Source organism: Candidatus Halocynthiibacter alkanivorans (assembly GCF_003333265.1).
Classification (GTDB): domain Bacteria; phylum Pseudomonadota; class Alphaproteobacteria; order Rhodobacterales; family Rhodobacteraceae; genus Halocyntiibacter_A; species Halocyntiibacter_A alkanivorans.
Genome location: NZ_QOLB01000096.1, coordinates 1 through 10,950 on the forward strand (window position 1 = coordinate 1; position 10,950 = coordinate 10,950).

The window sequence follows — 10,950 nt, forward strand, 5'->3', positions numbered from 1 at the left end:
GGGCAGTCAAAACAGGTCGGGGCGGCAGCTATGCTGGCGGCAGTGCCTGGACCAGACATGAAAAAACCGGCGCCACAGTCAAGTGACAGCCGGTTTTTCTCAATGTTTCCACCATCTTGGAGTAGATGGTGGGCGACCCTGGAATCGAACCAGGCGTGGGTCTCCCCGGCGGAGTTACAGTCCGCTGCCGCACCTTGCAGCCCGTCGCCCTTACCGTCTGACGTTGCCGTCATCTGGTGTGAGGGGGGAATACCGGGGCTTTGTGGGGGCGTCAACAGGAAAATGGCTTGCATCAAAATCTGCCCCGGCGCATTGTCCCGGCCTTGCAGGAAAACAAGGGACCCGCACCATGAAAAAACCCAAATGGGTCGTCGAAAAAGAACAAGGCAAACGCGCAGCGGCAGCGGAAACCGTCTGGTTGTTCGGTCTGCATGCGGTGCGCGACGCGCTGCGCAACCCGGACCGGGTAAAACTGCGGCTTGTGGTGACCCGCAACGCCGCTGCCCGTCTGGAAGAAGACATTGCCGCCTCGGGCATGGAAGCGGAAATGAGCGAACCGCGCAATTTTGCCGCGCCGCTGGATCCGCAATCGGTGCACCAGGGTGCTGCGCTTGAGGTCAAGCCGCTGAACTGGGGACCGATCGCGGAACGTTGCATCGGCTCTGGCGAGGGCCTGCCGATGGTGGTGCTGCTGGATCAGGTGACCGATCCGCACAATGTCGGCGCGGTGTTGCGTTCGGCCGAAGTGTTTGGCGCCACTGCAGTGATCGCCACCGCACGCCACGCGGCACCGGAAACCGGGGCACTGGCCAAGACCGCCTCCGGGGCGCTGGAACGTCAGCCCTATCTGCGCATCCGAAATCTCTCTGACGGGATGCGGGAATTGCAGAACATGGGGTACATCCTGCTGGGCCTTGATGGCGAAGCCGAAGAGACGCTGGAAGAGGCGCTGGTGGATCTCTCAGACCGCCCTGTAGGGCTCGTTATGGGCGCCGAAGGTCCGGGCCTGCGCGACAAGACCAAAGAGTATTGTGACAAGCTGGTGCGCATTTCCTATGCCGCCGATTTTGGCTCGCTTAATGTCTCCAATGCGGCGGCTGTCGGGCTGTATGCCGCCTCGCGCCGCGGAAAATAACGCTCTCACAAGCGTTCACATTCCGGTGGCGGGGGTTTTCAGAAATCCCCGCCACCGTCATTCTGGCTGCACCCGTGTCAAAACGACCGCAATGGAGGCTGCCATGATCACCCGACGTTCCGCCCTTTCCATGTTTATCGCCACACCTGCACTGATAGGCCTGTCGCGCCCGGCGTTTGCCGCCAGCCCGCCGGTCTACCAGGAAGACGGCATTGCCATTGATGGCTCTGACCCGGTGGCCTATTTTGCCGGCAACGGCCCGGTTGCCGGTGCGCGCGACATCACGCTGGACTGGCGCGGTGCCACATGGCGCTTTGCCAGCGATGAAAACCGCGACCGGTTCCTGGCCGACCCCATCCGCTTTGCGCCGCAATATGGCGGCTATTGCGCTTATGCCGCCGCCAAAGGCTATGTCGCCTCCACCGTGCCCAAAGCCTGGACGCTGTATCTGGACCGGCTCTATCTGAACTACAGCAAAGGTGTGCGCAGAACCTGGCAGAAAGACATTCCGGGATATATCGCCAAAGCCGAAGCCAACTGGCCGGCGGTGCTTGAAAGCTGACGGGCGGCCTGGCTAACGGCGCCTTCACAGTTTCGCGACAGGGTCTTTAATACCTGTCAGATCGGCATAGATCTTATGGTGAGGCGCAAATTTGGAACCTTTGTGCTTCTTTTCACTGTCCCTCGTTCCAGACTGCGCCCGGAAACGTCCGGGCGCTTTTTTTATCCGGGCGCTTGTGATCCCGCCGCTTGTTGTACATGTGTGGAGGATCCGGACGCTTTTTGCGCCGGGGCAAAGCAGAGCCGGGACGGTCCATGACAGGCTGTGACGGAGCGCCATATCAGGCCGTGACGGAGAGCCAGGACAGACAATGACCGATTCTGAGATCAAAGCAGCGCTGCGCCAGACGCGTGTCATTGCGCTGGTGGGCTATTCCGCCAATCCGGCGCGCCCCAGCCACCGGGTGGCGGCGTTTCTGCATCGCTGCGGTTACCGGGTGATCCCGGTGAACCCGGGTCTGGCCGGGCAGGTGGCGTTGGGTGAAGAGATCCGCGCCAGTCTTGCCGATATTCCCGCCGAAATTACCGTGGATATGGTGGACGTGTTCCGCCGGCCTGAGGCGCTGCCGCAGTTGGTGGACGAGGCGCTGGCACATCTGAGGGCGCCCTGGCTGCTCTGGACCCAGTTGGGGGTGGTGCATGCGGCTGCAGCAGAGCGGGTGCGTGCTGCCGGGCTGGTGGTGATTGAGAATCGCTGTCCTGCGATCGAAATCCCGCGCCTGTTTGAGCCCGGATTCCGCGTCAGTTAATCCGCGTACAGAGGGTTCAATGTGGCCGGGCGGTGCGATGGATCAGTGCGACGGATCAGTGCGATGGATCCGTGAAGCCGGGCAAGGAGCATATGCAGAGCTAAGGGCGCACAGATACAGGCTCAGAAACAAGCTCAGAAACAGCTGCAGAAAGACCGCACAGAGTGGCAGACGCGGAGAGGCGGGCGCAGAAACACCGCGCAGCTTGGCGGGCGCTATGGCGCAGGTGCAGAAGTACCGCAAAGTGTACCAGACGCAGGGAAGCGGCCGCTGTGGCGCCGGGGCAGAGCCGCAGGTGTGGCGGCACCACCACGGACCCGTGCAGCCGGAGTTGCGGCGGCAGGGCGGACCCGAAAAGCAAGAGTAGCGGGTACGGTGAGTGGATACTGTGAAGGGATACAGTAGCCGGGCCGGGGGCTCAGCCTTTGCGGCTGGCTTTTTCAGCAATACCCGAGGTGCCCTGACGGCGGTCCAACTCGGCCATTACTTCATCCAGCGCCACATCCCGCGCCGCCAGCATGACGGTCAGGTGATACAGCACGTCGGCGGCTTCATTGACCAGGTTTTCCCGATCATTCTTCACCGCAGCAATAATGGCGTCCACTGCTTTTTCGCCAAATTTCTCGGCGCATTTGTCCGGGCCTTTGGCCAGCAGTCGCGCAGTCCACGAACTGTCCGGATCCGCGGATTTGCGAGCTTCAATGGTGTGGGCGAGTGTCTCTAATGTGGTCACATCGGCCAAGACTTCATCCAGTGTCACGTCGCGCGCCGCCAGCATGACGGTCAGGTGATACAGCACGTCGGCGGCCTCATTGACCAGGTTTTCCCGGTCATTCTTTACGGCAGCAATGATCGCTTCCACCGCTTCTTCGCCAAATTTCTCGGCACATTTATCCGGGCCTGTCGCCAGCAGGCGCGCGGTCCAGGAACTGTCGGGATCCGCCGATTTGCGGGCTTCAATGGTGCGGGCGAGTGTCTCTAACGTGTTCATGACCGACCTCAGTTCATACGCATGGGAATGCCGGCGGCCTGCATATGGGCCTTGGCCTCGGCGATGGTATAATCGCCAAAATGGAAAATCGACGCTGCCAGAACGGCAGAGGCGCCGCCCTGGGTGACACCTTCCACCAGGTGATCCAGATTGCCAACCCCGCCCGAGGCGATCACCGGCACGCGCACCGCATCCGAAATGGCGCGGGTCAGCGGCAGGTTAAATCCAGAGCGGGTGCCGTCGCGGTCCATCGAGGTCAGCAGGATTTCACCGGCGCCTTTGGCCTCGACCAGACGGGCGAATTCAACGGCGTCAATGCCGGTGGCTTTGCGGCCGCCATGGGTGAAGATCTCCCATTTGCCCGGCGCCACGGTCTTGGCGTCAATCGCCACCACGATGCACTGGCTGCCAAAACGGTCGGCGGCACGGGCCACCACGTCCGGATCGGCCACCGCTGCAGAATTGAACGACACTTTGTCCGCCCCCGCCAGCAGCAGGTCGCGCACGTCTTCCGGTGTGCGCACGCCGCCACCAATGGTCAGCGGCATGAAACATTGCTCGGCGGTGCGGGTGGCGAGATCAAACATGGTGCCGCGGTTTTCGTGCGTCGCGTGAATGTCGAGGAAACACAGCTCATCAGCGCCGGCAGCATCATAGGCACGCGCCGATTCCACCGGATCGCCCGCATCCCGCAGGCCAACAAAATTGACGCCTTTGACCACACGGCCATCGGCCACGTCCAGACAGGGAATAATGCGGGTTTTTAACATGTTTGCCTCTTTTCACCGCCCTTTTACCGGGCTTGTCCGCGTTAGACCAGAGGGCGGGCGCAATTGGCCGCCCGCTGTGTCACCGCCCGCATCACCGGCCGTGTCACTGGCCACTTCACTGGCCGTGTCAGGCCACCAGGCTGAAGGCGCCCAGAGCCGCCATATAACGCACGGTTTTGGAAATGGAGACCAGCAGCAGAAAGCGCATGAAATTCATCCGCAGCGCGCCGGCGGCCACAGTGATCGGGTCACCAATGACCGGCGCCCAGGCCAGCAGCACCGACCACTGGCCCCATTTGTTGAACCAGTCCACCGATTTGTCGGTGGCGGCGCGGGACACCGGGAACCACTTGTGGTCGCGATAGCGCAGCGCCAGCCGTCCCAGCCCGTAGTTCAGCACCGAGCCCAGAATATTGCCGATGCTGGCGACGATCAGAAGTGTCATCAGCGAAAAATCAGCCAGCGCCGCCATCGCCAGAAGCGCGGCTTCAGAGCCACCCCACAACAGGGTCGCGGAGGCAAAGGCAATCACAAACAGGCCCGCCAGCGGCCAGATCAGGTCAATCATTTTATTAAATCCAGGTGGGTTTCGGTAGGTTTCAGTGCGTTTCAGGAGAGGTAGTGCGCGTCAGGGGGCGCAGTGGGTATCAAAGGGCAGTGGGTTTGGTGTGGTGCGGTTCAGCCGCTGGCGGAAGCTGCGGGGTACTTCGTGCTTTGCGCAACAGGGCGCGGAACAGCGCCACCACGGCAAAACTCAGCAGCGCGGCAATGGCAAAGGGAAACAAGATCAGTGGCCCCCACGTGGCAAGTATGCCGGCGTTGTAGGCGGTCCCGGCCAGCTCCAGGCCCAGAACGATGCAGCCCGGGGCAGAGACCTCATTGATTTCGCAACCAAAGACCTGGCCCAGCAGCGTGACAAAACCCAGTGCGGCGACCCAGATCACCGGCGGCACCAGGATCAGCGCTGCAAACAGCCCGTTGATCACGCTTTTAACACCGCCAGGGCTTCGGACAGATCGATGGCACCGTCATAGAGCGCGCGGCCCGAAATGGCGCCGTCAAGCTTTGCACCGCAGGACTTCAGCGCCCGCAGATCGGCCAGCGAGGACACGCCACCGGAGGCAATCACCGGGATGGAGACCGCATTGGCCAGCGCCGCGGTGGCCTCAACATTGGGCCCCTGCATGGCGCCGTCCCGGTTGATGTCGGTGTAGATGATGGCGGCGACGCCGGCGTCTTCAAAGCTGCGCGCCAGATCGGTGACCATAATCTCGGTCTCAGTGGCCCAGCCGCGGGTGGCCACCCGGCCGTTGCGTGCATCCAGGCCAACAGCGACTTTGCCAGGGAATTCGCGCGCCGCCTCGCGCACCAGGTCCGGATTTTCCACCGCAACCGTGCCCAGGATCACCCGCGCCAGACCTTTGTCGATCCAGCGTTCAATGGTGGCCATGTCGCGGATGCCACCGCCCAGTTGCGCTGGCACGTCGCATTGCTGCAGGATTGCCTCGACCGCAGCGCCGTTCACCGGCGCGCCGGCAAAGGCCCCGTTCAGATCCACCAGGTGCAGCCACTCACAACCGGCTTTGACAAATTCCACCGCCTGCGCGGCCGGATCGTCGGAAAACACCGTCGCTTTATCCATTTCACCCTTGTAGAGGCGCACGGCATTGCCGTCTTTCAGGTCGATAGCTGGATAGAGGATCATGGTGGGCGCCCTTGTTGCTGAGTGTCTGGCCCCGTCTTTGCCATGGCGCGGGGCGAATTGCAAAGCCCCGCAGGTGCCTCGGCGGTGTTGCGCGGGCGACCCCACGTTAATCTTGCCCAAAGCGGGCCTGCGCGGGCATGATTCAACCTGAAATACGGGAGGATTTCGCGATGAACACATTTTCGATGAAGAGCCTTATGCTGGCCACCGGCCTGGCTCTGCTGACGGCACCGGTATCGGCTGCAGGCATCAGCGGCATTTTTCAGACCGCACCCAATGATGACGGCAACGTGGCCCAGGTTGAATTCACCACCTGCGGTGAGGCGTATTGCGGCGAGATGATCCGCAGCTTTAATGCGGCAGGCAAGGCGATCGCCAGCGACAATATCGGCAAAAACATTGTCTGGGATATGATGGACCAGGGCGATGGTTATTTTAAGGGCGGCCGGATCTGGGACCCGGGTAAGGACAAGACCTATAAGTCGAAAATGACCCTGATGGGGGATATGTTGCAGGTCAAAGGCTGTATCGGCCCGTTCTGCAAAGCCCAGACCTGGACACGGGTGAAATAGGCGGCGTTTTCTTTTTGGTGAAAATATCCTCGCCGAAGGCCAGAATTATTGCGGAAATGTCTGCAAACAGAGCCTCCGGCGGGGATATTTAAGCCAAAAAGAAGCGGGGCGGAATCAGGGTGCCCATTTGAGGAAATTGGCGATCATGCGCAAACCGTTGGCCTGGCTTTTTTCCGGGTGGAACTGCATGCCGACCATATTGTCGCGCCCGATGATAGCGGTGATATCCTGGCCATACTCCACATGGGCCAGCCGTTCGGCCGCATCGCGTACCTGAAAATGATAGCTGTGCACAAAATAGGCGTGATCGCCGGTGGAAATCCCATCCAGCAGCGCGTGCGGCTGATCAATCACCAGATCATTCCAGCCCATATGAGGTACTTTCAGCGCTTTGTCTGCGGGATCAATGCGCACGACGTCGCCCCCGATCCAGTCAAACCCTTTGACGTCCTTATATTCGCGGCCCCAGGTCGCCATCATCTGCATACCGACACAGATGCCCAGAAACGGGCGGCCGCGCTCGGTCACCGCTTCTGAAATGGCTTCAAACAGGCCGGAATACTCCGCCAGCTGGCGTTTGCAGGCGGGAAACGCCCCGTCGCCGGGCAACACAATCCGGTCTGCACGCGCCACCACGTCGGGGGAGGAGGTCACCACCACCTCACCCCGGCCGGTTTCCAGCGCCATACGCTGAAAAGCTTTTTGCGCCGAATGCAGGTTGCCGCTGTCGTAATCTACCAGTGCGGTCAGCATCACAGCATGCCTTTGGTCGAGGGGATCTTATCCGATGTGCGCGGGTCAGGCTCCACCGCCTCGCGCAGCGCGCGGGCCACCGATTTGAACGTCGCTTCGGCGATGTGATGGCTGTTAAAGCCGTGTAACGCGTCAATATGCAGCGTGATGCCGCCATGGGTCGACAGCGCCTGAAAAAATTCGCGCACCAGTTCGGTGTCAAACGTGCCGATCTTCTGGGTTGGCATATCGGCGTTCCAGATCAGATAGGGCCGCGCCGACAGATCCAGCGCGCAACGCACCTGGGCATCATCCATTGCCAGCAGGCAGGAGCCATAGCGCCGGATGCCTTTTTTGTCGCCAAGGGCCTGGACCAGGGCCTGACCGATGGCAATGCCGGTGTCTTCCACCGTGTGGTGGTCATCGATGTGGTAATCGCCCTTGGCGCGCACGGTCATGTCAATCAACGAATGGCGCGACAGCTGATCCAGCATATGGTCAAAAAACCCTACGCCGGTCTGATTGTCGTAACGGCCTGTGCCGTCGAGATTAATATCGACAGTGATTGCCGTTTCCGCAGTGCTGCGGGTGATGGTAGCGGTGCGCATTTGGACCTCCGTCTTGCTCCCGCCCTTATAGGGGCGCATCTGGCTTTTGAGAAGAGGGCGCAAGTTCAAGCCGGTCCAGCAGCGACAGGATTGCCGCAGCATCACCGGAGGGATCCTCTGCTTGCTGGCCAAAACGCCTTGAGGTGCGCAGCACCGCATAGCCGTGGATAAAGGACCAGATCTGTGCCTCGGTGACCCTTGCGGGATGCGCCGCACTCACAAAAGGGGCCGCTGTCCGGGCCAGCGCCTGATAGGCTTCTGTGCTGGCAGCAAGCAGCGCGGCGTCTTTGTCAAAGCTGCGTTCTTCGCGGAACATCAGATCCAACAGCGACGGGTGGCTGAGCGCAAATTCCAGATACCCCATACAGAGGCCCCGCAACCGGGCGCGGGGCGCCGGCTCTGCCGCCTGAACATGGCGCTCCATGGCATCGCAGAAAAGAAGAAAACCTTCGGTGGCGACGGCGGAGCGCAAGCCGTCGAGATTGCCGAAGTGGTGAGTCGGCGCCGCATGCGAGACCCCGGCGGCGGCGGCGGCGCGGCGCAGGGTCAGCGCAGCGCTGCCCCCCTTCGCCAGCAGCGTCATCGAACTGGTGATGAGGGCGCGGCGTAAGTCTCCGTGGTGATGCGGTTTTTTAGGTTTAGCTTCTGAGTTCATTTCCCCAGTTTGTCACGTAACTTGACAATGTCAAGTTCAGATGTAACTTTACACTGTAAAGATCAATGATTCACCGCTAACTCAAGGGATAAATCCATGACTGCATTTTTGGGAACACTGCGCTCTCTGGGCGTTTTACTGAGCCTGGGGGTGGCGCTTTATGCCGCGCAACAACTGGTGGGGGATACTCAGGCCAAGCTTGAGTTTCTGTCGTTGCACCTGCGCGACCGGCCCTGGGCGCTTTACGCTCATATCGCCGCCTCGGCGCTGGCGCTTGGTGTGTTGCCCATTCAGTTCAGCGCAACGCTGCGCCGGCGCTGGCGGGTCCTGCACCGCCTCAGCGGCCGCGCCTACGGGGGGGCGGTGCTGATCGGCGGGCTCAGTGCGCTGCAACTGGCGCTGGGCACAGAAAGCAGCGGGCTGACTGCGGCCGGGTTTGCAACCCTGGCGGTTCTCTGGCTCATCACCACAGCCCGTGGCATCTGGCTGGCGCGCGCCGGGCGCATATCTGAACACCGGGCCTGGATGATACGTTCTGCGAGCCTGACATTTGCCGCCGTGACCCTGCGCATCTGGTTGCCGGTGTCGATGGTGGCCGGGGTGGAAATGGAAATCGCCTATGCCGCCATTGCCTGGCTGTGCTGGCTGCCCAATGTGTTGATCGCCGAAGCGTTGTTGCTGCGCCACAGGGCGCGCAGCAACGGGCGCAACAGTTCAGTCCGGCCGCCGGCAGTGGCCTGAGAACCGCTGCCGCTCCGTCGCGGCGGAATTGCCGCGGAAAAATCTGGTCAGGCGTTGCTGCCGGTTAACCGCTGATGTGGCGATAGACGGCTTCAAATTTGGGAATAACCACTTCAGGAGTGAATTCAGCTTCAAACAGACGGCGGTTGTTCTGGCTCAGCCGCTGCTGCTCCTGGGGGGAATTCGCCAGCTCATACATCGCCTGGACCGCACTGGCAGGCGCCTCGGCGTCAATGATCAGCCCGTTTTCACCGTCTTTGATGATCTCAGCAGCAGATCCCACGGCAGTGAAATAAAGCGGCAGGCCGGCCGCCAGCCCTTCAAGCAGAACGACTGAGGCCTGTTCGTCGCGTGAGGTACTGACCAGGGCGTCAAACGCGGTCAGCAGGTCGCGGGCATCACTGCGCTGTCCGGTCATCAGGACGCGGTCCGACAGTCCGGCAGCCTCGGCGGCGCTGGCGACTTTTTTAGCTTCGTCGCCGCCTTTGCCGCCAATCAGGGTGCAATAGGCGTTCACGCCGCGCTCCACCAGCCCCTTGAGGATCGGGATGGTTGCACTTTGATTCTTGCGGTGCTGGATGCCACCCACTGAGACAAAAACAAACGCGTCCTGTGGCAGGCCGAGCTCTTCGCGTTTCTCGTGGCGGCGCTGAGGTGTTGTTTCCGGGAAGCCATTTGACGACAGGAAGTTGGGAACCGGATGCAGCCGTTTGGGCGAGGCCAGGCGGGTGCGGGTGTAAAAGTCGACCGTGTACTGGCTGGGTGCAATGATGGCGTCGTGAAAGCGCCAGTGCATATGCACGATCCTGGCCGCGGCCTTGGCGACCGTGGGGATTTTTCCGAACATATAACACAACCCGCCGACCCGGTCCGCGGCGGATCCATGGGTGTGGATGACGTCAACACCGTCAGCTTTGAACTGGCGGTAAAGCTCGCGAATTCCGCTGTAATTCAAAATACGTACGCCCATATCAAAGGGCCGCAGCGTGATATCACCCTCAAACTTCTGATCGGCGATCCAGGCGCCGGGACGGTGGATCAGGGTGATTTTGTGCCCCGACCTGGCCAGCGCATTGACCAGCGCGCTGCCGCTGACCGGAACGCCGCAAATGCCTTTGTGACTGAAGATGTGGACTATATGCATTTTATACTCATTCACTGTGAAAATGCGCTGCCGGAATAACGACGCGATATTAGCAGGCTGAGACCGCGTTACCGGGCGCATACGTAAAGATGTACTTGTATCTGAAAACCAATTGGAGCGGGCGAGGCGATTCGAACGCCCGACCCTAACCTTGGCAAGGTTATGCTCTACCCCTGAGCTACGCCCGCTTCCTTTTGGTAAGGCGTATTTACGCAGCCGCGCGGGCAGGGTCAAGGCGTCCCGGTTATATTTTTGAATTCTGAGCGATGCCGGTGCGGGTTTATTTCCGGGCCGTGAACGTGAAAAAGGCTCCCCGGAGGGAGCCTTTTCAGACCTCTCATTTCAGAGAGGAATTGGAGCGGGCGAGGCGATTCGAACGCCCGACCCTAACCTTGGCAAGGTTATGCTCTACCCCTGAGCTACGCCCGCTTCCTTGGGTGAGGGCTGTTTAGGCCGCCACGCGCCTGGCCGCAAGAGCACGCTGCAGGGAATTTCATTTTTTTTGCACGGCGCCTCGAAACGCCCCGGGTGCTTCGGGACGCGCTGTGGTGGCCGGGTTTGGGCAGGACTGGGAACGGACGGGCCGG

At 61.0% G+C, this 10,950-nt stretch carries 14 protein-coding genes, 3 tRNA genes and 1 pseudogene; 5 read left to right on the forward strand and 13 right to left on the reverse strand.

Going from position 1 to position 10,950, the window contains the following annotated elements; all coding sequences use genetic code 11:
- Positions 1-126 precede the first annotated feature (126 nt).
- A tRNA-Tyr gene (locus tag DWA01_RS23140) sits at positions 127-210 on the reverse strand.
- Between the two features lie 139 nt (positions 211-349).
- Here DWA01_RS23140 and rlmB point away from each other — a divergent pair.
- The 3 genes from rlmB (at position 350) to DWA01_RS12020 (ending at position 2,445) form a co-directional block, all read left to right on the forward strand.
- A complete protein-coding gene (gene rlmB, locus DWA01_RS12010) occupies positions 350-1,135 on the forward strand; it encodes a 23S rRNA (guanosine(2251)-2'-O)-methyltransferase RlmB (RefSeq protein WP_114286083.1) in 786 nt (261 codons plus the stop codon).
- Positions 1,136-1,238: 103 nt separating this feature from the next.
- Positions 1,239-1,697 (forward strand): YHS domain-containing (seleno)protein, encoded by a 459-nt coding sequence (locus DWA01_RS12015; protein WP_114286093.1) that lies wholly within the window; start codon positions 1,239-1,241, stop codon positions 1,695-1,697.
- Positions 1,698-2,007: 310 nt separating this feature from the next.
- A complete protein-coding gene (locus DWA01_RS12020; RefSeq protein WP_114286084.1) occupies positions 2,008-2,445 on the forward strand; it encodes a CoA-binding protein in 438 nt (145 codons plus the stop codon).
- A gap of 418 nt (positions 2,446-2,863) precedes the next feature.
- Here the strand turns inward: DWA01_RS12020 and DWA01_RS23290 are convergent, their stop codons facing one another.
- From DWA01_RS23290 to hisA, 6 genes and pseudogenes are all read right to left on the reverse strand, one after another.
- Positions 2,864-3,178 (reverse strand): phosphoribosyl-ATP diphosphatase, encoded by a 315-nt coding sequence (locus DWA01_RS23290; protein WP_200832567.1) that lies wholly within the window; start codon positions 3,176-3,178, stop codon positions 2,864-2,866.
- A 9-nt stretch (positions 3,179-3,187) separates the two neighbouring features.
- Positions 3,188-3,436, reverse strand: a pseudogene (locus DWA01_RS23295) (phosphoribosyl-ATP diphosphatase); the annotation flags it as partial.
- An 8-nt stretch (positions 3,437-3,444) separates the two neighbouring features.
- A complete protein-coding gene (gene hisF, locus DWA01_RS12030; protein ID WP_114286086.1) occupies positions 3,445-4,206 on the reverse strand; it encodes an imidazole glycerol phosphate synthase subunit HisF in 762 nt (253 codons plus the stop codon).
- Between the two features lie 127 nt (positions 4,207-4,333).
- Positions 4,334-4,774: a YqaA family protein gene (locus DWA01_RS12035; RefSeq protein ID WP_114286087.1), complete on the reverse strand. Its 441-nt coding sequence runs from the start codon at positions 4,772-4,774 to the stop codon at positions 4,334-4,336.
- Between the two features lie 79 nt (positions 4,775-4,853).
- Positions 4,854-5,192, reverse strand: coding sequence for a hypothetical protein (locus DWA01_RS23300; protein ID WP_200832566.1), 339 nt, complete (start codon positions 5,190-5,192; stop codon positions 4,854-4,856).
- Positions 5,189-5,911 carry a 1-(5-phosphoribosyl)-5-[(5-phosphoribosylamino)methylideneamino]imidazole-4-carboxamide isomerase gene (hisA, locus tag DWA01_RS12045; protein ID WP_114286088.1) on the reverse strand — a complete coding sequence of 241 codons (723 nt, stop codon included), beginning with the start codon at positions 5,909-5,911 and terminating at the stop codon, positions 5,189-5,191. The genes DWA01_RS23300 and hisA overlap by 4 nt, the downstream gene beginning before the upstream one ends.
- 170 nt (positions 5,912-6,081) lie before the next feature.
- Here hisA and DWA01_RS12050 point away from each other — a divergent pair, with 170 nt between their 5' ends.
- Positions 6,082-6,483 (forward strand): DUF2147 domain-containing protein, encoded by a 402-nt coding sequence (locus DWA01_RS12050; RefSeq protein ID WP_235008535.1) that lies wholly within the window; start codon positions 6,082-6,084, stop codon positions 6,481-6,483.
- Positions 6,484-6,597: 114 nt separating this feature from the next.
- On the opposite strand, the gene hisH is transcribed toward DWA01_RS12050, so the two are convergent.
- From hisH to DWA01_RS12065, 3 genes are read right to left on the reverse strand one after another with little or no spacing between them, the layout of a single operon-like run.
- Positions 6,598-7,236: an imidazole glycerol phosphate synthase subunit HisH gene (gene hisH / locus DWA01_RS12055; RefSeq protein ID WP_114286089.1), complete on the reverse strand. Its 639-nt coding sequence runs from the start codon at positions 7,234-7,236 to the stop codon at positions 6,598-6,600.
- On the reverse strand, positions 7,236-7,823 hold the full coding sequence (hisB, locus tag DWA01_RS12060) for an imidazoleglycerol-phosphate dehydratase HisB (RefSeq protein WP_114286095.1): 588 nt from the start codon (positions 7,821-7,823) through the stop codon (positions 7,236-7,238). Before hisB ends, hisH begins: the two co-directional genes overlap by 1 nt.
- Before the next feature lie 25 nt (positions 7,824-7,848).
- Complete coding sequence (locus DWA01_RS12065; protein ID WP_114286090.1) at positions 7,849-8,478, reverse strand: TetR-like C-terminal domain-containing protein; 630 nt, start codon at positions 8,476-8,478, stop codon at positions 7,849-7,851.
- Between the two features lie 96 nt (positions 8,479-8,574).
- Here DWA01_RS12065 and DWA01_RS12070 point away from each other — a divergent pair, with 96 nt between their 5' ends.
- Positions 8,575-9,219, forward strand: a complete 645-nt coding sequence (locus tag DWA01_RS12070; RefSeq protein ID WP_114286091.1) for a DUF2306 domain-containing protein — start codon at positions 8,575-8,577, stop codon at positions 9,217-9,219.
- A gap of 64 nt (positions 9,220-9,283) precedes the next feature.
- On the opposite strand, the gene DWA01_RS12075 is transcribed toward DWA01_RS12070, so the two are convergent.
- The 3 genes from DWA01_RS12075 to DWA01_RS12085 all read right to left on the reverse strand — a co-directional run bounded on the left by DWA01_RS12075 (position 9,284) and on the right by DWA01_RS12085 (position 10,792).
- The gene (locus DWA01_RS12075) at positions 9,284-10,363 is read right to left on the reverse strand and encodes a glycosyltransferase family 4 protein (protein WP_160116034.1); all 1,080 of its coding nucleotides are present in this window, start codon (positions 10,361-10,363) and stop codon (positions 9,284-9,286) included.
- A gap of 113 nt (positions 10,364-10,476) precedes the next feature.
- Positions 10,477-10,551 (reverse strand) — tRNA-Gly (locus DWA01_RS12080).
- Between the two features lie 166 nt (positions 10,552-10,717).
- Positions 10,718-10,792 (reverse strand) — tRNA-Gly (locus tag DWA01_RS12085).
- Positions 10,793-10,950 lie beyond the last annotated feature (158 nt).